Source organism: Clostridioides sp. LIBA-7678, assembly GCF_056716065.1.
The window spans coordinates 332720-357604 of record NZ_CP196987.1 but is presented as its reverse complement, the minus strand read 5'-3'; the positions used below and the strand labels follow the sequence as shown (position 1 = coordinate 357604).

Sequence of the window (24885 nt, the reverse complement as noted above, 5' to 3'; positions counted from 1 at the left end):
TATAATCCTCCTACTTTTATAAGTTTAATATTAGACTTGCATACATAAGTATACTGTCTAAATACTCATTGATTTCAACATACTCATTTATTGAATGGCATTGTTCTATTGAGCCTGGTCCCAATATTAATGTTGGTATTTCAGCTAAGTTTTTCATCAATCTTGCATCATTTCCAGCTGTCGAACCTTTTATTTCTAATTTTTTCTCTAAAACATCTTCTAGTATTTTATGTGCATTCACTACAAAATCAGAATTTTTATCCATCTCAAAACCTAATCCTGATTGATATATATTTATATTTGGCTTATTGTCTTTAAGCCACAAATCTCCATTAGACCTTGTCATTATAACATCAGTCACATCATTTACAACTTGTTCATAGCTCATTATATTTGGTAAGAAGTGCACACACAAATTAAATACACACTTATCTGGCACAGTAGAGCCTGCTGTTCCACCGTTTATTACACCCAAATTTATTGTAGGCGAAGGTAATAGTGGATGCTTATATATCATAAGCCAGTTATGTTCTAATTCTTTTATATCTTGAAGCAGTAACATAGCCTTCTCTATTGCGTTTACACCCTCCCACTTACTACCACAGTGAAGAGATACACCTTTAACCTCGACTTCAAAGAATACAAATCCCATATGTGCAATTATTAAATTCTGTTCTGATGGTTCACAAATTACACAGTAATCTCCATCAATTCCATTCATAACTGCATTTATGGTCCCATTTCCTCCACCTTCTTCATCTACTACTGACATTACCTTTACATTACCAGGTACATTTAAACCACTATCTTTTATAAGTTTTATAGCTAATAGTGATGCTATAAGTCCAGACTTCATATCCGCAGTTCCAAGACCATAAATCTTACCATCATCTTCTGTACCACAATATGGATTGTATCTCCACTTACTTATATCACCTGGTGGCATAGTATCTACATGACCATTAAATACGATTGTCTTCCCAGGTAAATTATCACTGTATTTACAAATTAAATTATATCTATCTTTATAATTGTGACCTAGATTTCCTTCTTTATAGGTGTCTTTTGCTTTTTTAATTAGCTCTTCACTCATGTCTTGTCTATCTACACTAAAACCTATGTTATTTGCAAGTTTCTCAATATATTCTTGTCCCTCTTTTTCAAATCCACCTAGTATTCCGTGACCAATATCTTCAGTCTTTATACTTACAAGTTCTTTTAAATAATCTATGTATTCTTGTTTTTTATTATTTAATGTATCTAAGAGAATTTTTTTCATATTTCCCCCTAAGATTTATTTTTTCATTTAAAGTATAACCATTATTTAGCTTTAGCTGATTTTTTTAATTTTATATTATTTATCCATATAGCAAATAGCATTACCAACCCTTTTATAATCATTTGATTATATGAAGATACACTCAATAGATTTAGACCATTTCCTAATATTCCTATTATCCCAACACCTATACATGTACCTACTATAGAGCCAGAACCACCCATCATATTAGTTCCACCAAGTACAACTGCTGCTATAGCATCCAACTCTGCTCCATCTCCAACAGTTGGTGAACCTGATGCTAAACGTGATGATAATATTATTCCAGCCAATGCTGTTAGTAATCCAGCTAGTGCATATACTTTTACTATTACTTTATTTACTTTTACTCCGCATAATCTAGCAGCTTCTTCATTTCCACCTACTGCATGTACATGACGTCCAAAATTGGTTCTTTTTAATAGAAAATGGCCAACTATTACAACTATAATCATAATTATAACTGGTATTGGTATCGGCCCAACATATCCTCTACCTAGCATCTTAAATGCATCTGTATTTACTGATATAGGTCTTCCTCCTGTAAATACAAAGCTTGCTCCACTTATTATTGTCAACATGGCTAACGTTACAATGAATGGTGGCAGTTTTTGTGTTGAAATAATTGCACCTTTTATAACTCCTAATATTGTTCCTATTGCCAAGGCAAGTATCATACCTACCCATATAGGTGCATTATAATTTACTACTGTTGTAGCCCAAAACGTACCTACTAGGGCAATTACTGCTCCTACACTTAAATCTATCCCTCCAGTAATTATTACAAATGTCATACCTACTGCAAGTATTGCATTTATTGATATTTGTCTTCCAACGTTAATTAAATTATCTAAAGTTAAAAAATTAGATGAAGCCACACTCATTATTATAAAAATTATTACAAGTCCTATAGCTGCACTCCCTTGGTCTCTAAATGCACTTGTTAATTTTGTTAATAATGGAGATGAATTATCTTCTCTATGCTTAGTTATTGAACTCATTAATTTTACCTCCGAAAGCCAATTTTAATACATTATTTTCAACCATTTCTTCACCTTCTAAAAATCCACTTATATGACCTTCTCTCATAACCATTATCCTATCACTCATTGATATTAATTCTGGTATTTCGGAAGATATCATTATGATACTTACACCACTCTCTACTAAATCTCCCATTAGATTGTATATCTCTGCTTTAGCATTTACATCTATACCTCTAGTTGGTTCATCCATAATTAATATGTCTGGCTGTAATAAAAGCCATCTTGCTATTATAGCTTTTTGTTGATTCCCACCACTTAAACTCTGTATAACTTGATTCATATGTGGTGTTTTTATCTTTAATGCTTCTATGTATTTTTCTAGTACTTCTTTTTCTTTTTTTCTGTCTATAACTGATTTAAACTTAGATATTTTCTTTAATCCAGCCATAGTTGTATTTTCTTTTACACTCATCTGCAAAAACAATCCAGTACCTTTTCTATCTTCTGTTATTAATCCTAATCCATTTTCAATTGCATCTGATGGTGTTTTAAATTTAATCTCTTTATTATTTAAGTATATTTTCCCATAATCATATGTTCTAAGCCCAAATATAGCTTCTACTATTTCACTTCTCTTACTTCCAACTAATCCACCTATTCCAAATATTTCACCTTTTCTTATGTTAAAACTTATGTTATTGAAGACGTTGTTCTTAGTTAAATCTTCCACTCTCATAACTTCTTCTTTTATCTCTACATCTCTTTTAGGGAAAAATTGGTCTAGCTTTCTATCTATCATTAAGTTAACTAATTCTTCCTCAGATGATACTTCTTTAGTATTTAGAGTCGAAATCGTTTTCCCATCTCGCATTATAGTTATTCTGTCACAAATTTCAAAGAGCTCTTCCATTCTATGAGAGATATATATTATACTAACTCCACTACATTTTAAATCATTTATAAGTCTAAAAAGTATTTCAGTTTCTTTTTTACTTATTGAAGATGTAGGCTCATCCATTATTAATACTTTGGTTTCTGATGATAAAACTCTAGCTATTTCTACCATTTGCTTTTGAGCTATACTAAGCTCTTTAACTAAACCATTTGGATTTATATCTATCCCCATATTGTCAAAAATCTTTTTAGCCTCTTCATTCATTTTTTTATCATTAGTTAAGACTTTGCCATTTATTTCTTTTCCCATAAAAATATTTTGTGCTACTGTCAATTCATCAAATACTGTTAATTCTTGATAGATTGCATTTATACCTATCTTCTTAGAAACATCTGGTGATATATTCTCTATTTCTTTACCTTCAAAGACAAATTTGCCAGAAGTTTTTGGATGTGCACCAGTTAAAATCTTTATCATAGTTGATTTACCAGCACCATTTTCACCCAGTAGTGCATGAACTTCACCATGAAGTAACTCAAAATTAACATTATCTAATGCTCTGACACCAGGAAATTCTTTAGCAATATTACTTAACTTCAGAATTGTATTACTCATAATGACACTCCTTTTTAAATAGGATTTATTTCATATAATCTCATTTTATTTTACTAATTCTTAAAGTCTTTTATATTTTCTTTATCATAAAGTAAAGCTGGTACTGGTATATTTTTTTCTACTTTTTCACCTTTTATAGCTTTTACTACTGCTTCTACAGCTAAACGTCCCATTTCCTTAGGTTGTTGTTGAATCATAGCAAGAATAGTTCCATCTGTTATTCCACTTGCTGCTTCTTCAGTTAAGTCAAATCCTACAATCTTAACATCTTTATTCTTTGCAGATTCAAGTGCCGCTTTAGCTCCTAGTACACTATTTTCAGCTGTTGCGTATATTATATCTACATCTGGATTAGATTGAATTAAGTTTTCAACTGTATTAAGAGATTCTTCTCTATCATATCCTGGTTGTGAGTTTAATATCTTAACATTTGCTGAGCCTTTTAATGCATCTTTAAATCCATCTATTCTTTGCATTTGTATTTGAGATTTTAAATCTGTTACTATTGCTATTTCTGATTTCCCACCTAATTTTTCATCTATGTACTTTTTAGTGTATTCCCCTAATTTTTTACCAGCATCATAACTAACTGTTCCTACATAACTTGTAATATTTTCAGTATTTAATACAGCATCCACTGTCACTACTGGCATTTTTTCAAATGCTCCCTCTACAGCTGGTACTATAGCTGAGTTATCTGTTCCAAGTACTATCATTCCATCCACATTTTGTTGTATAAAATCTTCTATTGCTGATGTTTGCTTTGCCACGTCTTGGTCTGGGTCATTTACTATGACTTTCACGCCTAGTTCTTTGGCTTTTTCTTTGATTCCCTCATCAATATCTATAAAAAATTGATGTTGAAGAGTTATTGTAGATACTCCTATAGTTAAATCTTTCTTATCTGAGCCACTTTTATTATCTGACTTGCTTGGCCCTTCCATTGAACATCCTGTTAACATTCCTATTGCTAGTGTTCCAGCAATTCCTAAAGATAAAATTTTTCTCACTCTCATAATTAACCTCCATTTTTAATAGTTTTAAATTTGAACAAATTGGATTTCTATTTATTAATATTTAAATATTTTTCAACATCTTCTTTATAAGGCATACCAGATTGAGCTCCCAACTTTGTTACAGAAAGACCTGATACTACTACTGCATATTCCACTGCTGTATATAGATTTTTACCTTCTGTTATAGCCACTGACAATGCTCCATTAAACGTATCTCCTGCTCCTGTAGTGTCTTGGACATCAACTCTTATGCAAGATACATGCTTGATTTCCTTACCATCATAAAATCTAGCTCCATTTTTTCCTTCTGTTATTACAAGTTTATTAGGATATTTTTTTAATACTTCCTCTATCTCTTCCTCTGTATCAAAAACTATTTTATATTCATGTTCATTTGGTGTTAAGTAAGTTGCTTTTTCTATTATATCTTCATCTAATTTTATTGCAGGTGCTGGATTTACCAAAACTTTTATCTTATTTTCAAAACAGAAATTTACCACATAATTTATTGTTTCTAATGGAATCTCTAATTGTAGTAATACTATGTCTGCATTCTTTATCTCTTCTTCATTCTTTTTAATTAATTCTATGTCTACTAATTCATTAGTCCCTGGCACAACAACAATACTATTATCATTTTCACATAGTGTTATGACAGCAACACCAGAACTTTTGTGCTTATTTCTAGATACTAAGCTATAATCAACTTTATTATCTCTAAAATTTCTTATTAACTCTTCTCCTAAGCTATCCTCACCTACACATGATATCATTTTCACATTTGCTCCTAGCTTAGATGCTGAAACAGCTTGATTAGCACCTTTTCCACCAGGTGACGTAAAAAAACTATTACCTAGTACTGTTTCTCCTTTTTCTGGTCTTTTATCTACAGAACATACCATGTCCATGTTTACACTTCCTATGACAACTATGTTTCCCATTACATTACTCCTTTACATATCTATTTATGTCTCGAATGTTGCTATTTATTATCTTTTGTTGAATCTCTTATAACTAATTCTGGCTTAAAAATCAACTCATCAAATGATTCTTTTTTATCTCCTCTTAAACAATTTATCAGTATCTCACTAGCCTTGTATCCTATGTCATAAGATGGCTGTCTCACTGTTGTAAGAGAAGGACTTATTAGGCTAGCTGTCTGAATATCATCAAAGCCTACAACATTTACATCATTCGGTATATTTAATCCTCTTTCTTTAAGCCCTCTTATAACACCTATTGCAATCAAATCATTTGCACAAAATATTGAATCAAAATCTATTTTTTCCAGTTTTTTTATAAATTCCTGTCCCCATTCAATTTTATACTTACCTTCAAATACATAATCAGGGTTGTAACTTAAATTACACTCAATTAATGCTTTTTTGTATCCCTCTAATCTATCTACTGCTATTTCATTTTGAAGAGGACCACTTAGGTATATTATTTTCTTACTCCCAATATCTAATAAATGTTTTGTAGCTATATATCCACCTTCAAAGTTGTTTATTTTAACTATTCCTTTTAAAGTTTCTTTGTTCATACTTATTTTCTTATCAATTAATACAGTTGGTATTTTTATGTCTTTATAATTTGCCTCTTTCCAATTTGTATTTGAAGAAGCTGCAAAGATAATTCCATCTATCATTCTCTCTGATAATGTTCTTATCCCTTCATATTCTTTTTTGGCATCTTCATCCGTATTACATAAAATTATGTTGTAACCTTCTTCATTAGCCTTGTCTTCCACTCCTCTTGATACATCTGTAAAAAATGGATTTCGGATATCTGGTATAAGAAGCCCTATAGTGTTAGTTTTTTTAGTTACTAGGCTTTGTGCTAGTTTGTTTGGTACATAATTTTTTTCTTTCATTATTTTTAAAATTTTTTCTCTTGTTGCTTGACTTATATTTTCATCTTTATTATTAATGACTTTTGACACAGTTGTTTTAGAAACACCAGCCAATTCGCCAATTTCTTTTATAGTAATACTCAAGAAGTTCACCCCCACAATTTAGGAAACCGTTTTACTTAACCGGTTACCTAGATATTAGCACATCCTTTTTTCCTTTGCAACTATTTTATATAAATTTTGATATTTTTCTTATTTTTCATAATATTGCAATTTATAATTCAAATTTAATATTTATATTAATATACAAAAAAAAATTAATATACTTTTATAATTATTTAAAAGTACATTAATTAATTTAAGTAATCTTTATTAAAGTTCAAGTCCTTGTTCTATAATCATTTTTTTATCATTTTCAATTCCATTTCCGACAGTTGTTAAATAATCACCCACAATTGCAGAATTTACACCACCATTAAATCCAATTTTGTCATACCCTTTTAAAGATAGCCTTCCTCCAGCATATCTTATGTATACATTGGGAATTATGAATCTAAATACTGCTGTTGTTTTTAATATTTCCATAGGCTCTAATATATCATAAGCTTCCATAGGAGTATTCTTAATAGGGTTTAAAATATTTATTGGAATTGATTTGACATTTAATTCTCGTATTTCAAAAGCCATTTGTAGTCTTTGTTCTTTACTTTCATTCATCCCTATTATTCCACCTACACATACATCTAATCCAGCCCTTTTAGCTTCTTTAATTGTTCTTATTCTGTCTTGATAAGTATGTGTTGTACATATATTATCAAAATTATCTTTAGATGTCTCGACATTATGATGATATGTAGTCACACCTACTAATTTCAGCTTTTTAGCTTGCTCATAATCTATAATACCTAGAGATGCACATAATTTTAAATTAGTATTTTCTCTTAATCCTTCATAGATATTTAAAATATCATTAAACTCTTTTCCTGTCATACCTTTACCACTTGTAACTAAAGAGAATCTATGTACTCCTTTACTTTCCATTTCTTTAGCTCTCCTTAAAATCTCATTGTACTCGAGCAATGAATATTCATCTACCCCAGTTTTATAATGGGATGATTGTGCACAAAATTTGCAGTCTTCACTACATTTGCCAGACTTAGCATTCATTATTGTACATAAATCCACTCTTCTTCCCATAAAAGCTTCTCTTATTTCATTTGCAGATTTTAATAATATATCAAGAATATTTTTGTTATTTGTATCAAGGCTTATTAAACTAAGAGCTTCTTCATAATTTATTTCTTTTCCATCCAAGACTTTATTTTTTAATTTAATTATGTATTTTTCCATATACCCTCCTATTCGTAAACCTATATTATTTATATAGTTTACTTATTATATATAGTATTACATAGGTAGTATTTATTAGTCAACCTTATCTCATATACAAGTTTACTATTAAGCAAAAAAATACTGCCTTAAAATAGTATTCGTATAATATATTTATACATATCACTATTAAAGCAGTATTTTTTATTAAATATTATTCTTATTAATTTACAAAACTATCCTTGTCTTAACTCCATCCAAGCTTTCCATTGTAACAACCTCTAAACCTTCATACTCTCTAAATAGCCATTTTAAATCCTTCATAGCTTGATTAACCTGATTTTTTGTTAGATTATTTATAAAATATTCTTTTCTAGTTTCCTCATACTCTTTGCTAGTTAAAAAGTTTCTTAGAAAATTAAATGCAAATACACTTGGGATATTGTTTACATTAGCTTTCTTGCTATTTTCTTTCTCATAGTAAATTTTCATAAATGCATACTCCTTTGATACTTTTAAATTTCTCTTACAATAATTATATGCATTTAAGTCCTACTATTCTTATAATTTTATTAATTCATATTCTTTATTTCCCATTCCCATTTCACATGCATAGTCTATTATTCTAGTTCCATTTACATGAGGATGCTCATGTTTGAACACATCATGACCCATTTCCTTACAAACCAAATCATAGCATGCTTGTTCAATAGCTACTGGGTCTGTTGATGCTAATATCCCTATATCATGTGCAATCGGTCTACCTGACCAAGGCACGCAATCACAAAGTGGAGTTACATTCATGACAAAAGTTATATATCCTACCTTATCTTTTTTGTTTGATACTGCTCCATAAGCGTATTCTGCCATCTTTTCAACAAACACATCTGAGTCACTTTCCCATTGTATAGTTACTGCTCTAGTTGGACAGACAGTTGGACATTCTCCACATCCATAACACACATCAGAATCTATAATTGCCTTCTTATCTACTATACTTATAGCTTTTGTAGGACAAGAATTAACACATTTTCCACATCCTATACACTTCTTCTCTTTTACTACTGGCGTAACATCAGAATGTTGCATTTGCTTTCCTGCTGCACTTGCACACCCCATAGCTAAATTTTTTAATGCTCCTCCAAAACCTGCTGCTTCATGACCTTTAAAATGACTCATTACTATCATTGCAGAAGAATTATAAATTTCGCCACCTATTTTCACACTTTCAAAATGTTTTTTATCTATTTGTACATTTTCATAATTTCTACTGTACAATCCATCTGCAATTATTACTGGCGCATTTACCACTGCATAGGCAAAACCATTTTCTATAGCTGTTGTAAGATGGTCTACAGAATTTGTTCTACTCCCTGTATATAATGTATTTGTATCTGTCAAAAATGGCTTTCCTTCACAATCTTTAATCTTATCAACCACTTGTCTAACTGCTACAGGACTCATATATGTAGTATTTCCTTTTTCTCCAAAGTGAAGTTTGATTGCTACTTGGTCATTCTTTCCTATTAAATCTTTGAATCCTGCTGTATCAAATAATCTTCTTACATTGTTTGGCACATTTTTATTTTGCGAATTTGAGTATAAGTCACAAAAATATACTTTTGACTTTTCCATATCTACACCCCTTTAAAATATTTACTTGAATTAATTTTATCACTTTTAAAGTGATTTTTTAGTATATTTTACCACAATTAAAGATTCTTATCTTTATTTAATAAAAACAATATTATTTTAACTCCTTACTACACCGTTTTAACTTTTTACTAGTTAGGCTCTATATACTATAGCATATCTTAAATAACTGATAATCACTATATTATAATCTATCTCCTTTTTATTTTTAAATAATTTCTTAAGGTAATAATTTAATTATTATAAAATAGAATGAGTAGAAGTAAAACAAAAAAAGACTTGAAACTTAAGTTCAAGTCTTTTTTGCTTAGATATATTCTTATACATTATTAAGTTTATTTCTACACAATATATTGCTATTTATATTTATAATGAAGATATCATTAAACTGGTTTTTTATTAAATAAAATAACAGCTGATAACAGACACACTATTGAAATAATGATTGTTACAATGATTGGAATAATAAATTCTGGAGCTGTCACTTTCCCTGAAATCAAATCTATATTTTTTGATAATATGAAATTAGGGGTATAAGGTGCAATCTGCTTAGGAATAGAAATTAAACTCAAAGCAAGGGTTACTACTAATACAAGTAATACACTTGCAAATGCTGGTCTAAATAGTACACATCCAAGAATTAATATAGTAATATACATAATACCAATTATCCATAAGTTAAATGCTGAAAATACAACATGATTAAGATTTGCAGTTGGCCAAAAATACATTGTATAACCATAAGTACATAAAAAACTCAGCCAGAAACCAATGGTCATAATAATTACTGCAATAGAAAATTTAGATAATACTACAGATGAACGTGACAATCCTTTAGTCAACATAATGACAAGTGTTCCTTTAGAATATTCGTTTGATAAAATATTACAAAAAATAATTAGAGTTAAACTCATTCCAAGACCAGAGATATTACTAGAAAACTGTGTCCAAGAATCTAAAGCAGTTGGTAAAGCAGTAACTTTTAACGTTGGGGCAAAATGAGCAATTAAGTCTGGCATAAATTTAGCAGAAAGAGGACTCATTATTCCAAATATTAAAAATAAAGTAATCAGACTAAATAATTTGTAATTTCTTACGTTCTCTACAAATTCTTTTTTTGTAAATGCTATGTATTCTCTCACTTTACTACCTCCAAAAATAAATTTTCAAGTGACAATTCTATTAATTCCATCTTTATTGGACAAAGATTCATTTCTGCAAGTGTAGATATGACTGTTTGTTGTATTGATTTTATATCTTTACCATGGAAAATAATTTCCATATTAGTCTCTTCTGAATCTTTAAGTAAGGATTTCATCCTACTACTAGACTTAAATACTTGGATTTCATCATTACTTGAAAACTCCAATAAAAGTCTATCTTTTCCGTGCATACTTTTTATTTCTGAAAGTGTACCACTAAGAGCAATGCTTCCGTTATTTAATATAGCAACATGGTCGCAAATTCTTTCAACATCAGACAGTATATGTGTTGAAAATATTACGGTTGTTGAGTCTTTGATTTTAAACATAATATCTAATATTTCTTTTCTACCAACAGGGTCAAGTGCGCTTGTTGGTTCATCACAAATAAGTAATTTAGGGCGTGAAAGTAATGCTTGAGCTATCCCAAGACGTTGCTTCATTCCACGAGAAAATCCACCTATTCGTTTCTTTTCATTTCCAAGTCCTACAAGTGATAACAACTCTTCACTTCTTAACTTTATTTCTTGTTTTGAAAGCCCTGTGATTTCTCCACAAAGAGAAAGATATTCAAGTGGTCTCATATAGTTATAAAACTCTGGAACATCAGGTAGATAACCTACATGGCGATTAGAACTTGTTCTTCCATAGGTCACTTTCTCACCACAAACATTTATAGTTCCACTATCTGTTTCAAGTAACCCAAGCACCATTTTCATTGTTGTAGTCTTGCCTGCACCATTCTTACCTACAAAGCCAAAAACTGACCCTTCTGGTACAGTAAGATTTAGATTATCTATTATCTTTCGATTACCAAAACTTTTTGATAACCCATTTATTGAAACAATATTCATCATTCATCACCTCTCCCTATAGTGAAATATAAAATTGGGCCTATTATACTTATAAATAACACTAAAAGAATCCATATTGCCTTATTACCAACTTTATAATTTGGATGTTTTATTATATGAATAAGTGCAGTAATTACGAGTATTAAATTTAAAATAATAATAGGAAGTAACAGTGGTAAATTTTCCATTAAATTTTCCATAATTTTATTCCTCCAATAAAGATAATTTTTCTATAAGAAATCTGTATTCTTTGTTCTCATTTAATACAGAGAACATAGGATTATTCTTAATAGCAGCAACAATACCTGCCTTTACAATTGTATCATCACGTGTAATACCTGTTCCAATCTCAGAAATCCAGCCATCGATATGATTAAAAAAGTCATCACTATGTAGCATAATTGGATATATATCACTCATTGCCAAATCTACATATCTTTGTAATGACTTAATAGCTCCTTTAGTATTTCCATGTATTAAATTCATTTGTATCTGTGTTAAATATACAGAAAACATAATGCCAGGAGATAATGCATCAAGGTCAAAAGTATCTGAAATCATTAAAATACGTCTTTCTATTTCTTCAATTTGTGATTTATCTGAGTTTTGCAGAAGTCCCACTAAATCTTGAACTAACAACGTAAGATTCTGATATGCTCCTATCTGTAACGTTTCATTAGCTTCACTAATTTGACCATTCATCATTTGTCCCTGTGCAAGGAGTATGCTTTCATTTACCATGGGAAAATTGCTATCTTGAAATAAGTCGATAACTTCTATAGGTTGATTTAACAAGATATAACAGGTTGCCTCCATACCTTTTGACTGACGACAAATTTCTATATCATCACTTGTTTCTCGTATTCGAATAAAAATTTCTAATGCTTCACTAATTAATAGTTCACGTTTTTCTTCATCTACAAGGTCATAATGATTAATTATTAAAACACCCATCTGATAAATCAAAGGAAAGCATGAATAATATTTCTTTATGGTTTCTCGTATTTCATCCATAACTTCGTCAAATGGTTTAACAGTAAAATCTTTACACAATCGCTGATATAATTTATTAATATCTTCCTTAATCATTTGCGGTTCGTAACAAATTAATTCATCAACTGTAATGTTGAAATATGTCGCGAGTTGTGGCAAAAAAGTGATATCAGGATAGCTTTGCCCAGTTTCCCATTTAGATACAGAGGCTTTAGAGATACCTATATAATTTGCAAGTTCATCTTGTGTAATTCCTTTTTCTTTACGCTTTAAAATCAGTGTTTTTGCAATGTTTAATTCATTCATATCAACGCCTCCTTTGTATAATTATATCCTTAAATCCATGAACCTAACAAGCGATTTAAAGTTGACTTTTGATGAAAAAATCAACCATAGAGAAACAAATAAGCAGGTATCTTAGATACCTGCTTAAATATATTTTTAAATTCAATTTATATAATTTTTTATTTATCCCAACTATTTCCACATTTTTATACAAAACCACAGATGAATATATCCAAATATAGTTTTTATTTATCATGCTTTTTAAACGCCTTGTATAAAATATCTTTTAATATAAGTACATTATTCTCATTGCTCATCTTGTATTCTTTTTCAAATCTTGAATATAATTCTTCAATAGCTATTTGATACCTTTCTATCCCCTCTATATCAACATATGCTTCTAAAATAGGATACTTAGAGCTCCATGCTTTTGTCCAGTCAACATCCTTACTAATATTATCAGTTATATCTTTAGAACATAAATTACTTTCATCAATCAAGTAATCATAAGTAATATTAAATAGCTTTGATATATTTTTTATATTTTCTAAGTCTGGCTTAGCTTGCCCTAATTCCCACTTGCTAATAGTTTGTCTAGATACATTTAGTCTTTCTGCCAACAACTCTTGAGAATAATTATATTTCTTTCTTAGTTTTGTAATCTTGTCTCCTAAATTCATATATTAAACCCCTTTCAATTTAAAATAATTATATTTTAATTATAAAGTATTAAACTCAACTGTTCTACAAAGTAAGGTTTGAAATATGTAAACTTTAGTTTACATACATAATGAAACATTCTATATGGACAAGACTAATATTAATGTTTAATTACAGTTTTTAATAATAATCAATTATTTATTCTTAAATAATATAAAAAAGGCTTGTGTTGTAGTTAACTCCAAGTAGTATACTCTATTTAAGAGTTGAGTAAACATAATGAGTTTTACGTAGAGATATTGTACAGTTTGTAAGTAAAATCAATAGGAGGAAATTTATGAGTAATATAGATATATTTGAGAGAGACAAATCTGGCGAAGTAATTTCAGATTCTGACCCAGATATGGATAAAATAAGATATGTAATAGAAAGGGCTAAAAAAATAACTGTTGAGCTAAATAACTCGTATCATACTAAAAAAGAAATAAGAAAATTATTTTCTAAACTTACAGGTGTTGAAGTTGATGAAAGCTTATATTTAATACCACCATTTTTCACAGACTTTGGAAAAAATATAAGAGTTGGAAAGGATGTATTTATTAATCATGCCTGTACATTTATGGATAGAGGTGGCATTACGATTGAAGATGATGTACTTATTGGACCTAAAGTAAATCTTATAACAATAAATCATCCTTTAGAACCATCTAAAAGGCATTCCACTGTGTCTACACCTATAGTTATAAAGAAGAATGCTTGGTTAGGAGCAGGAGCAATGATTATGCCAGGTATTACAATAGGTGAAAATGCTGTTGTTTCAGCAGGAGCAGTAGTCACAAAAGATGTACCTCCAAATACTGTTGTTGCAGGTGTACCTGCTAAGATAATAAAGAATATATGTTAGATTATTAGATTCTAAGTTGAAGTTTAGTTGTTGGATTAATAGAATATTATTATAGTGTTTCAATAAAAAAAGACATTCTTAATTTAATTAAGTTTGTCTTTTTTTATTGATTAATATCATATTTATGCCAAGTTTTATTGTCAAAGTTCTTGACAAGTAAACTTGGCATGATATAATTAAAATACAAAGTAAACTTGGCATCTAATTAGGAGGTGTCTCATATGAATAAAGAAGAAATCTTAAGTAAGAGTCGTCAATCCAATAAAGATGAAGGATTAGAGTACATTGAAAATAAAGGTAGAAAAATAGGATATTCAATTTTCACATGTGTCTTCGCTTTCATTGTAATATTTAACACCTTTATTGGACAAAAGAGTGATGCAGTATCTGCTTTATTTTGGACATTTGGTCTTGCTGAAAATATAGCAAAATACCAATTCACACATGAAAAAAAGAATTTGATTTTGGCTATTGGTTTCTTAATTACAACTATATTCTCATTGACTAATTTTGTTTTATCATCATTGAGGTAAGCATATGAATGAAGAATTAATATTAAAAAATCACTTAAAAATAGTAAGAACAGAGAAAAAATTATCTCAAAGTCAACTAGCTGAAATGGTTGGTGTGTCAAGAAACACTATTAGTTCAATAGAAACAGGTCAGTTTAACCCAACAGCAAAATTAGCACTTATTTTATGTATAGCTCTAGATAAAAAATTTGAGGATTTATTTTACTTTGAATAAAATCTATTGTAGCCATAAAATATAAAAGAAACTGTAGTCATTATATATCTTATTAACTTCCAAAATTTAAAATAAAAAGATTTATATAAATAAAACAAAAAGAGTAAATGATTATATATTTATTATCTTATCACTTTACTCTTTTATTTATTTTAAAGTCTCATCCATCTCCTTAATACCTTATATTCCATATTTATTAGAGCCTCTTCTGTTTTAAAAAAACTCAATTTTAAGTCTATATATTACCCAAATATAGCGCAATTATACAGGTACCTTAAGAAATGTGTTGCGAAATTATTAAGGTACCTGTATAATATATTTTATAAGGTGCCTTATCATTATAATTTATATTATTTAGGAGGATAACATGGAAAATGAAAAATCAAATATTAAATATTTAAAAGAAGAACCAATAAAAAAAACTATTCTTTATTTATCTATTCCCATGATGATAGGAATGTCAGCTGGAACTATTTATAATGTAATTAATGCCTACTTTATAGGATTAGTTCATGACACAGCTATGCTTAGTGCAATAACATTGGGACTCCCTATATTTACAATTCTAATGGCTTTTGGAAATATGTTTGGTGTTGGTGGCAGTACATTCATAACTAGGCTAATTGCACAAAATAATAGTGATGAAGCCAAGAAAATTGCTGGATATACTTTTTATGCAAGTATTATAACGGGTCTATTGATAGGTCTAATTGGTTACTTACTAATGAATCCTATTGTTAAATTATTAGGTTCTGATATGGCTACATTTGAATATACAAAACAATATGCGATTACACTATTTGTTGGTGGATTCTCTATTGTATTGAACTTCTCTCTTGAGCAAATTGTAAGGTCTGAAGGTGCATCAAAAGAATCTATGTATGGTATGTTTGTAAGTGTAATAATTAGTATCATATTAGATGTTTTATTTATACTGGTTCTTAATATGCACGTATATGGTGCTGCATTATCAATGGTGCTTTCTAATATTGCTTCTAGTGCTTATTATGTTTGGTATTTAAATGTTAAAAGCGAGAACCTTAGAGGATTTTTACATTACATAAAAATCAGCATAAATAGCCAAGTTGAAATATATAAAGTTGGTGTATCCCAATTAATCCAATGCTCTTTCTTAATTGTGACTACACTATTATCCAATAATTACTCTATGCAATATGGAAATAACATAGTTGCTAGTTTTGGTATAGCACTTAGAATTGCTCAAATTCCAGAATTCTTTGTTATGGGTATTGTTTTAGGTGTAATGCCACTTATAGCATATAATTTTTCTAATAAGAATATACCTCGTTTAAAAGAAAGTATAAAGTATTCTGCTTTATTCATATTTGTAATCGCAGTTGTATTTTCAGGAGTTGTTTATATATTTAGAACTCAAGTAATACAAACATTCTCAGTTGATATATCAGTTATTGAAATAGGAACGTATGTATTGGTAGCTATGCTAGTATCTGCCTTATTCAATGGAGTTACATCCTTATTTATGACAATATATCAAGCATCAGGAAAAGGCGTTGAAACAGGTATAATGTCTATAAGCCAAGGTGGATTGTATATACCTATAGTAATATTGCTTAACTATTTTTATGGACTTGATGGGCTAATATGGTCTATGACAGTAACAGAAATTATAACATTTTTAATAGGTGCAGTTTTATATATACCTTATAGTATAAAACTAAAAAAAGAATCAACTAAAAATAAAGTAAGTCTTATATAAGATTTACTTTATTTTTAATTTTAATGTTAGTCAATACAAATTATTTTATTATATGTAATTATTAATATATTAATCAATTTTATTAAAAATAACAGTCTTCTCTTTTAAAGAGATTTTTCCTACTTGATATCCATATTCATTTAATTCTTTTTTATATTTCAAAAACGAATGGTCTATCTCTATCCCTGCAATATCTTTTATTTCTTCAAAATTTAATTTAAATGATTGATTACCAGATTTCTTGACATATTCCCATAAAGAACTATATTTGCTCACTTCATATCACTCCTTTTAAAATTATATCTTATCTATTAGTTTATATTCTATCACTATTAATTTATAACGTCATGCTACTTATTATTTATATAGAAAAATATACAAATAATAAGTAGCAATTTTTTATAATTATCATATTTTATTCATATTTAAGAAAAGTCACTAATAGTTAAACTATTTTTTAAAGGAAGTTTACTCCATCAGAAAATAAATTTTAATTGTTCTTATTTTTATTATGTAATTATTCAACACAATATGTCATTGTTGAAATACAAATCTAATAACTAAATATTTTTACAAATTCATTACTTAAATTTTTTTATTGCATCTAAGTTAAATTTGTCATTATTTCAGTAATAACGTTTTCTTTATTTTCACTATGGATATCAATTCCATTATAATTAAAGCTCTACATCAATCTTTTTACCACTCATTGAACAGCAACTAACTTTTGCCTTATCAATAGAGAATATTTCAAACTTACCGTCTCCTACAGAATACATCTGACCTAGACTTGGCATTATTTCAAGTGCCTTAGCTTGTGTTTCTTTTGATGTAACAAATACTGCTTCACCCAAAATACGTAGAGTATTAAGTTTTTGGTCTATACAGCAAATCTCAAGCTTTGGATTAAAAATAAGTTGCTTAAACATATCTTTTTGATTAGATGTGCAAAATGTAAGTTTCCCATCATATTCCATAACAAATCCTAGAGGACGCACATGCGCTTGATTGTTCTCATCAACTGTTGCTAAATAATAAACTCCTGCTTTGTTCAAAAATTCTAATACTTTCATAATTTTTACACCCCTTTTAAATACTTGTATTAAGGATTATCCTTTGATATAATTTTAATATAAAATACAAAAAAAACAAGTATGCAGTTTTTTCTGATAAAGTATAAAAAAGATACTACTATAGATAAGGAGTAATTATAATGAGTTTAGATAATGAAAAAAATACGACTACAAAGATTGAAGAATTAACCTGTCCAATACGTTATGCACTAGATATTGTTGGTGGTAAATGGAAATTACCTATTATATGTATGTTGGCAGTTGATAATCCGATTAGATATAGTAGCATAAAAAGAAAACTAGATGGAATTACAAACACTATGCTAGCTCAATCATTAAAAGACTTAGAGTCTGATGGTATTATTAATCGTAAACAATATAATGAAATTCCTCCAAAAGTTGAATATACATTGACAAGTAAAGGTAAAAGTATTGTACCTATTTTACAACAATTTGCTAATTGGGGAGCCATAAATATGCAAGAAAAAAGCATATGTGGACTTAATTGTAAGGAATGTCGAAAAATAAAATAAATTGAAGTATATTAGTTTATTTAATTGATTACAAAAAGCCACTCTTTTATGAACTATACTCCTCTTAGGAGACAGTTCACATTATACAGAGTGGCTTAAAACTTAAATATGAATACTGCCCTACTTAACTCCCTTGCCATTCTTAAATCTCATATTTGGAAAACTTGCACCTAAAATTTTATTCTTGTCTATAGCATTTTCAATCCTTCTTATATCTTCATCTCTCAATTTAATATCTTTAGCTTTTAAGGAAAAAATATGTATTTAAGTTCTATATCAAATCAGTTTAAATAATACTTAGTAAATTCAAGTTATATAATATTATGAAAAATTAAGATACAAAAACTAATTTAATTCATATAAGTTACTAAAATTAATATAAAAACAGGATGCTTATATAAGTCATCCTGTTTTATGTATTAAGCTCTAAATTTAATCAGTTCAAGTGTATCATTCAATACAGATATATTATCTATTTGAATCATTAACCACTTACTACTATTAAAAAAATCTATCTCACTGTATATTTGTTTGATATAATCACAACAAGTATTAATAAATAAGTCAACTTCCACTCTATTACTCTCATTTACAATAACCAAAGCTTTAAAGGAACCTTCTTGTGGATATAAAGTACACAATGATTTACCCCTTTTTTTGTATTTTACATTCCAACCTCTTTGCATTGAACATTTACTGTATTCAAGCTTAGGCTCTACATTATAAGTTGAAATCAAAGCATTATTTAGATTATCCCATAATGGATTATTGATAAACTCTTTGATTTGCTCAGGTGTTGGTTTGTTATCTTGAAAAAACATATCTTGCCAATCCATATTCATGCCCCCTTCTATTATTCAATATGTACTGGAACAGTCCAATGCTCCATATATGCCACTTCAGGTGTAGAAGGATAATACATCTCAATCGCAAAATCAGTGGCCATTAAATTATGATTCTTCATCCATCGTTCCATAAACTTATCTGCTTTAAAAACAGCTGAATCGACCAGCTCATTAAAATTTTCTGCTTCAAATCCACATACTAAATATTCTTTAGCAGGTAACTCAAAGGTACTATATCCTTCTACCAATGTACCTGGCTCCACTTCTATACCTGCCATATACATACAATTCCCTTCTTTTGCACTTCCCATATAAAGAGCAGCAAATTCATTTCCACCTGGGATTTTATTTTGTATATTGTGTTTTTGACTTCCAAGTTTCATCCATAATTCCTTTGCTAACGCAATACCAGTTGTCTCACCACCCATCAACTGGCAAATAGGTATTTCTCCTTCTATTCCAATAAAAGACCTTGGATTCCTCAATCTTCTGCGAGTTACTTCAATTACTATATCATCTGCAATAAGTGGTACACCTTCATCAACCATAATATAATTTAAAATTAATTCTGGCTTAACAAATTGATTAAGTTTTACTGGATTTGCTCTATATTCCTCTGGCGTTAATCCATATGCTTTTTTAAAAGCACGTGTAAATGTCTCATGACTTTCAAATCCAAAATTTAAAGCTACATCAAGTATACGATTCTTATATTCTGCTAAATGTTCAGAAGCTTTTGCAAGACGTCGAAGTTTTATATACTCCATCACTGTTTTATTGACTAATCTTTTAAACAGTCTTTGATAGTAAAATGGTGATAGGTTTGCTTCATTTGCCAGTTCATTAATTGAGATTCCTTCTGATAACCTTTCTTCTATTAAGTCTAATGTGATTTGAATAGATTCCCATGCATGCAAGTTATAAGTACCTCCTAATATTGTTATTAATCTTATACCTTTATATTATCAAAACTAAAAAAAATGTTCTTGATATACAGTGCCTTTTTTAATTTTTTGTATGATGATACTGAGTTTTATCACTTTTTAAGTAAATGTAAAATACATATAAACATAAAATATAGCAAATCTAATTTAAAGATTTGCTATATTATATATTTTATTAAACTATTTTCAAATACTTCATTTATTTCCTTATGAAAAAACTCTTTCATATCGTCTATTTGTTCTTTATCATATACATACTTTCCATATCCAAATTGACCATATTTAAACTTTCTATCTTCATTTTCCATTGGCAACAATGTGTCTGGATAAATTTCTAATATTCTATTTTTAGCTTTAGTAGTATATCTATGAGATATAACTTCAAATATAATTTTTCTATCAAAATCCTTTGGTAGTGCTTCTTTTATGTTTCTGATAAGGCTTCTATATTCTTCTTTCCAACCTTTATATAGAAACACAGGAGCTATTATAAAACCAATCTGATAGCCAGCTTTAGCAAGTTTTACAGCTGATTCTATTCTTTTATTAGCAGATGCTGTATAATGTTCATGTCCTTCTATAATCCTAGGAGTATTTATACTGAATCGTATTTCTGTATGATTATTATGTTTAGCATCCAATAAACTATCTACATCACTGTATTTAGTAACAAATCTAAATCTTCCTTTTTCTTCTCTTCCAAAAAACTCTATTGTTTTTTTCAATGAATTGGTATACGGCTCTACTGGAACTGGGTCTGATGTAGCTGCACCTTCAAATATAGTAACTTGTGGCTTTCTATCTTCAATATACTTCTTTGTTTGTTCAAGTATCTCATCTATATTTACAAATACCCTTATAAAGGGTTTATCACCTAGTTGTGTGTTTAAATAACAATATTCACATCTTCCCATACATCCACTGACAAGTGGTAGTTGATAATTAGCAGAAGGTTTACATGTTTGAAACTTCATGCTTTTTCTAATCCCAACTACCATGGTCTGTTTTCCACTCCTATATTGCTCGTATAGATTTTCACCTGGAATATGTTCCTTGACTCTATTTGATGATATATTAATTATCTCTACATCTTTTTTATCTTTAAATTTATCATATATGTTTTTTCCAACATCAGTATCTAAAGTTCCTTTTTCAAATATTATTCTTTTGGGATTAAACATTTATTTCACCTCTACTCAAAGTTTTTAAATGAAGATTTTTATAAAATATTACTTAGTTAATCTTCCCTTTTTTAAGCACCTTTATTTATTAGAAAGTAAAATAAAAATTTAAGATTAATTTCCTATATGTACACTACTATTTATGAGTTTCTTACTGATAATAAATGTATTTATCTAAAATTAAATGTATAATGTTAAGTTAAAGAGACTTGTAGTATATTTCTTTTATTTGTTCTTTATTAAAAGTTTTTGGATGTCTCTTAATATTTGCAGCCGATATCTTCATGCAATTATCAGTTAACCAATCTATATCTGATTTTTCAACACCTAAATCAGTTAGTTTTATATCTAAATCTATTTTTTTAAGGAAATTTCTAATTGCATCTGAACAATCTTCTGCACAAGTTCCTCCTAATATTTTTGATATATTTCCAAATCTTTCGATGTCACTATCCCATGAACTTTCTACAATGCTTGGAGTCAAAGCTGCAAGTCCTTTTCCATGCATTACATCTCTAAGACCACTTACAGGATGTTCCATACCATGTGGTAAGGCTGTCCCTGCTGTACCAATTGTCATTCCTCCAATAGTGCTTGCAAGTGTTATTTTCTCCCATGCTTCTAGGTCATCTACATTATTATATACTCTTACTAAATTTTTTGATATAAGCTCAATTCCATAAATAGCTTGTACATCTGCAAGGGAATTTCTTCCGTTAGAAAGATATGCTTCCATATTATGAGCAAGTGCATCAAATCCAACTGATGCAATTATATGTTTTGGCATTGTAACCATAAGTTCTGGGTCAATTATTGATGCCTTTGCATACATACTATTCTTTTTTATGGATTTTTTATCTTTGGTTTCTGAATTTGTAAGCACTGCAAAACAATTCCCCTCACTACCTGTACCTGATGTAGTTGGAACTAAAATTATAGGTAAAGCTTCTTCTCCTTGTCTGATTCCAAATATATATTCATTTAAATCTCCTGGATTTTTATAAGAGAAAGCTATACTCTTAGCAGCATCCATTATACTTCCTCCACCAAGACCTAAGACACAGTCACATCCAGTTGCTTTTATAATTTCTACACCTGAATATATAGTAGTTATAAGAGGATTTTGTTCTACTTTATCAAAAACTTCATATTCTATTTTAGAATCTTTTAGTAAGTCTATTGTTTTATCAAGTAATCCAGTTTTCTTTGTACTATTTTTGCCAGTTACAATTAATACCTTTTTACCATATTTAGATACTTCTTTTCCTACATCATTGATTCTACCTCTCCCAAACAATATGTTTACTGGTAAATTATAATTAAAATTCATGCCAAAACCTCCTATTTCTACTTTAGTAATAATTTTATTTTTCAACACAACGTAATTATGTATTAAAACATAAATTACAAAACAATCTTTTACTTAATTATATGTATTATTTTATACTATATCAAGTTATCTCTATTTAACCAAATTCAATTTTTAATTGTAATCTATTTAAATATTTGAAACTTTACTGAACCTCCCATGACTAAAGTCACAGGGTTCCTGTTTCATAGAATTTTGCATACTAAAATATGTCTTACTAATTCTCCACAGGCTATCCCCGTAGTTCCTACGGTTCTTACATACGTTATCTATTTTAAACTGTTATTAGTCTTAATCCTTCTTTTAGTATATTTATACTCGCATTTATGTCTCTATCGTGAGTTACATTACAACAAGGACAAATCCATTCTCTTATATTTAAATTCTTAACTTCCTCGTTTTTGTACCCACATTTATTGCATATTTGTGAACTTGCAAAGAATCTACCTACATTTACAATTTGTCTACCATACCAATTAGCCTTGTATTCTAATTGACGAACAAATTCTGACCATGACACATCAGAAATTAAGCGAGATAGTTTACTATTTCTAGTCATATTCTTTACTTGTAAATCCTCTAAGCAAATAATATCATTCTCTCGTATTAATTTAGTAGATAGTTTTTGTAGAAAATCCTTCCTTTGATTAGCTATATGCTCTTGAAGTCTTGCAACTTTTAATCTTGCTTTATTTCTATTTAAACTACCAATTGTTTTTCTCGATAGTTCTCTTTGTAATTTAGCAAGTTTGTTTAATGACTTCTTAAGATACTTAGGATTTTCTATAAAGTCTCCACAACTTGAGATACAAAATTCTTTAATTCCTAAATCTAAACCTATCTGATTATTAGTATTTTCAAATGCTTTAATATCTATATCAGTACAACATAATGATACATAATATTTTCCATTTGGTTCTTTGGATATGGTAGCATTAAGTATTCTTCCTTGAGGTATTTGTTTATCCCTTACTTTAACCATACCAAGTTTAGGTAATTTTATATATTGACTACAGTACATAATATTTCCATTTGTAAAGTTCGTTCTATATGAAAATCTATTAGTTTTTTTTGATTTAAATTTAGGAAATCCTGCATTTTCTTTAAAGAATTTTTTATATGCGTTTTCTAAATCTTTTAAGGTGTTTTGTAGTGAAAATTTGTCAGGTTCTTTAAGCCACTTTAATCCTTTTTTTAAGTTGGTCAAATCAGAACTGCACTGTTTATAAGTAAAAGTTTCTTTATTATTTTCATAAACTTCTATTTTTTTAGAAAGATATTTATTATATACAAATCTACAACATCCAAAAGTTTTGTTAATTAACTCTTGCTGTTTTTTATTTGGATACATTCTAAACTTATAAGCTTTTTCCACTACTATCACCTCACTTTACTTGTTTTTTATGATTATGTTAATACTAGATGTCCATATTTTACACACCATACTATATGGTATTTATACATATCTGAGCTACTTCAATTTTTACTCACCCATCCTAATATTAACAAGGTAAATTTTTTAAAACAAGTATTTTAAAGGTTTTTATATTTATTTTTAAATAACATATGTAAGAACCGTAAGTCCTAACTTTTATCATTTTTGAGGTTGTCGTTCACATAAGTTCGCTACTACCTATGCAGTTCTCTTATGAACTTCTTACACTTTCATGTAAGCACAGACTATATCTTATCCTTCGGCGTTATCCGTTAAGGTCTACCCACTTCCACTACCAATAGCTTGTAGTGTACTTCCCTCAAGAGGAATAGTCGTTGAAGTTTCTCCTACTTAGGAGCTTACCTGCTGATTGCCCATTTTAAGGTACTTAGGGTTTAACCTTATACCATCTAACCAATTTTTTCTACTTTCGTAACTTTCACACTTAGGTTTATTTC

At 28.9% G+C, this 24885-nt stretch carries 26 protein-coding genes; 5 read left to right on the top strand and 21 right to left on the bottom strand.

The genetic code is table 11. The annotated features are described in order from the left end of the window. Positions 1 to 16: 16 nt before the first annotated feature. The 14 genes from ACTG46_RS02035 to ACTG46_RS01970 form a co-directional block, all read right to left on the bottom strand. Positions 17 to 1279, bottom strand: coding sequence for a M20 family metallopeptidase (locus tag ACTG46_RS02035; protein WP_054275694.1), 1263 nt, complete (start codon positions 1277 to 1279; stop codon positions 17 to 19). A 41-nt stretch (positions 1280 to 1320) separates the two neighbouring features. Continuing rightward, on the bottom strand, positions 1321 to 2319 hold the full coding sequence (locus ACTG46_RS02030) for an ABC transporter permease (RefSeq protein ID WP_054275693.1): 999 nt from the start codon (positions 2317 to 2319) through the stop codon (positions 1321 to 1323). Continuing rightward, positions 2303 to 3814: a sugar ABC transporter ATP-binding protein gene (locus ACTG46_RS02025; protein ID WP_054275692.1), complete on the bottom strand. Its 1512-nt coding sequence runs from the start codon at positions 3812 to 3814 to the stop codon at positions 2303 to 2305. The genes ACTG46_RS02030 and ACTG46_RS02025 overlap by 17 nt, the downstream gene beginning before the upstream one ends. Positions 3815 to 3867: 53 nt before the next feature. Beyond that, positions 3868 to 4830 (bottom strand): substrate-binding domain-containing protein, encoded by a 963-nt coding sequence (locus ACTG46_RS02020; protein WP_054268902.1) that lies wholly within the window; start codon positions 4828 to 4830, stop codon positions 3868 to 3870. A gap of 47 nt (positions 4831 to 4877) precedes the next feature. After that, a complete protein-coding gene (gene rbsK, locus ACTG46_RS02015; protein WP_054268901.1) occupies positions 4878 to 5771 on the bottom strand; it encodes a ribokinase in 894 nt (297 codons plus the stop codon). A gap of 41 nt (positions 5772 to 5812) precedes the next feature. Beyond that, positions 5813 to 6835 (bottom strand): LacI family DNA-binding transcriptional regulator, encoded by a 1023-nt coding sequence (locus tag ACTG46_RS02010; protein WP_236730030.1) that lies wholly within the window; start codon positions 6833 to 6835, stop codon positions 5813 to 5815. A gap of 219 nt (positions 6836 to 7054) precedes the next feature. After that, positions 7055 to 8032, bottom strand: coding sequence for a biotin synthase BioB (gene bioB / locus ACTG46_RS02005; protein WP_479923495.1), 978 nt, complete (start codon positions 8030 to 8032; stop codon positions 7055 to 7057). A 207-nt stretch (positions 8033 to 8239) separates the two neighbouring features. After that, positions 8240 to 8503: a hypothetical protein gene (locus tag ACTG46_RS02000; RefSeq protein ID WP_054275688.1), complete on the bottom strand. Its 264-nt coding sequence runs from the start codon at positions 8501 to 8503 to the stop codon at positions 8240 to 8242. Between the two features lie 69 nt (positions 8504 to 8572). Continuing rightward, on the bottom strand, positions 8573 to 9646 hold the full coding sequence (locus ACTG46_RS01995; RefSeq protein ID WP_074179325.1) for a DUF362 domain-containing protein: 1074 nt from the start codon (positions 9644 to 9646) through the stop codon (positions 8573 to 8575). Positions 9647 to 10047: 401 nt separating this feature from the next. Next, entirely contained in the window at positions 10048 to 10806 is a 759-nt protein-coding gene (locus tag ACTG46_RS01990) for an ABC transporter permease (RefSeq protein WP_479923494.1), read from the bottom strand. Continuing rightward, positions 10803 to 11723 (bottom strand): ABC transporter ATP-binding protein, encoded by a 921-nt coding sequence (locus ACTG46_RS01985; RefSeq protein WP_479923493.1) that lies wholly within the window; start codon positions 11721 to 11723, stop codon positions 10803 to 10805. The genes ACTG46_RS01990 and ACTG46_RS01985 overlap by 4 nt, the downstream gene beginning before the upstream one ends. Next, positions 11720 to 11920 (bottom strand): PLD nuclease N-terminal domain-containing protein, encoded by a 201-nt coding sequence (locus ACTG46_RS01980; protein WP_054268895.1) that lies wholly within the window; start codon positions 11918 to 11920, stop codon positions 11720 to 11722. Before ACTG46_RS01980 ends, ACTG46_RS01985 begins: the two co-directional genes overlap by 4 nt. A gap of 4 nt (positions 11921 to 11924) precedes the next feature. Beyond that, positions 11925 to 13019: a helix-turn-helix domain-containing protein gene (locus ACTG46_RS01975; protein WP_407811989.1), complete on the bottom strand. Its 1095-nt coding sequence runs from the start codon at positions 13017 to 13019 to the stop codon at positions 11925 to 11927. 224 nt (positions 13020 to 13243) lie between these two features. Then, complete coding sequence (locus ACTG46_RS01970; RefSeq protein ID WP_054268893.1) at positions 13244 to 13678, bottom strand: helix-turn-helix domain-containing protein; 435 nt, start codon at positions 13676 to 13678, stop codon at positions 13244 to 13246. A gap of 317 nt (positions 13679 to 13995) precedes the next feature. On the opposite strand from ACTG46_RS01970, the gene ACTG46_RS01965 reads away from it, so the two are divergent. The 4 genes from ACTG46_RS01965 to ACTG46_RS01950 all read left to right on the top strand — a co-directional run bounded on the left by ACTG46_RS01965 (position 13996) and on the right by ACTG46_RS01950 (position 17047). Next, entirely contained in the window at positions 13996 to 14562 is a 567-nt protein-coding gene (locus tag ACTG46_RS01965; RefSeq protein ID WP_187130380.1) for a sugar O-acetyltransferase, read from the top strand. Between the two features lie 221 nt (positions 14563 to 14783). Next, positions 14784 to 15095, top strand: coding sequence for a DUF6442 family protein (locus ACTG46_RS01960; protein WP_054268892.1), 312 nt, complete (start codon positions 14784 to 14786; stop codon positions 15093 to 15095). 4 nt (positions 15096 to 15099) lie between these two features. Then, positions 15100 to 15309 carry a helix-turn-helix transcriptional regulator gene (locus tag ACTG46_RS01955; RefSeq protein WP_054268891.1) on the top strand — a complete coding sequence of 70 codons (210 nt, stop codon included), beginning with the start codon at positions 15100 to 15102 and terminating at the stop codon, positions 15307 to 15309. 367 nt (positions 15310 to 15676) lie between these two features. Then, complete coding sequence (locus ACTG46_RS01950; protein WP_219673470.1) at positions 15677 to 17047, top strand: MATE family efflux transporter; 1371 nt, start codon at positions 15677 to 15679, stop codon at positions 17045 to 17047. Between the two features lie 69 nt (positions 17048 to 17116). Here ACTG46_RS01950 and ACTG46_RS01945 read toward each other — a convergent pair whose 3' ends face one another. Together ACTG46_RS01945 and ACTG46_RS01940 are read right to left on the bottom strand one after the other, a co-directional pair. Continuing rightward, complete coding sequence (locus tag ACTG46_RS01945; protein WP_054268889.1) at positions 17117 to 17323, bottom strand: hypothetical protein; 207 nt, start codon at positions 17321 to 17323, stop codon at positions 17117 to 17119. A gap of 401 nt (positions 17324 to 17724) precedes the next feature. After that, positions 17725 to 18120, bottom strand: a complete 396-nt coding sequence (locus ACTG46_RS01940) for a pyridoxamine 5'-phosphate oxidase family protein (RefSeq protein ID WP_074179328.1) — start codon at positions 18118 to 18120, stop codon at positions 17725 to 17727. 140 nt (positions 18121 to 18260) lie between these two features. Between ACTG46_RS01940 and ACTG46_RS01935 the strand changes: the two genes are divergently transcribed. After that, positions 18261 to 18653: a winged helix-turn-helix transcriptional regulator gene (locus ACTG46_RS01935; RefSeq protein WP_054268887.1), complete on the top strand. Its 393-nt coding sequence runs from the start codon at positions 18261 to 18263 to the stop codon at positions 18651 to 18653. Between the two features lie 419 nt (positions 18654 to 19072). On the opposite strand, the gene ACTG46_RS01930 is transcribed toward ACTG46_RS01935, so the two are convergent. The 5 genes from ACTG46_RS01930 to tnpB all read right to left on the bottom strand — a co-directional run bounded on the left by ACTG46_RS01930 (position 19073) and on the right by tnpB (position 24376). Then, positions 19073 to 19489, bottom strand: coding sequence for a DUF3788 domain-containing protein (locus ACTG46_RS01930; RefSeq protein ID WP_054268884.1), 417 nt, complete (start codon positions 19487 to 19489; stop codon positions 19073 to 19075). Positions 19490 to 19506: 17 nt separating this feature from the next. Next, on the bottom strand, positions 19507 to 20415 hold the full coding sequence (locus ACTG46_RS01925) for an AraC family transcriptional regulator (protein ID WP_479923492.1): 909 nt from the start codon (positions 20413 to 20415) through the stop codon (positions 19507 to 19509). Between the two features lie 185 nt (positions 20416 to 20600). Next, positions 20601 to 21623 (bottom strand): spore photoproduct lyase, encoded by a 1023-nt coding sequence (gene splB / locus ACTG46_RS01920; protein ID WP_479923491.1) that lies wholly within the window; start codon positions 21621 to 21623, stop codon positions 20601 to 20603. Between the two features lie 199 nt (positions 21624 to 21822). Further along, complete coding sequence (locus ACTG46_RS01915) at positions 21823 to 22953, bottom strand: iron-containing alcohol dehydrogenase (RefSeq protein ID WP_167639674.1); 1131 nt, start codon at positions 22951 to 22953, stop codon at positions 21823 to 21825. Positions 22954 to 23266: 313 nt separating this feature from the next. Beyond that, positions 23267 to 24376, bottom strand: a complete 1110-nt coding sequence (gene tnpB, locus ACTG46_RS01910; protein ID WP_479923490.1) for an IS200/IS605 family element RNA-guided endonuclease TnpB — start codon at positions 24374 to 24376, stop codon at positions 23267 to 23269. Between the last annotated feature and the right edge of the window lie 509 nt (positions 24377 to 24885).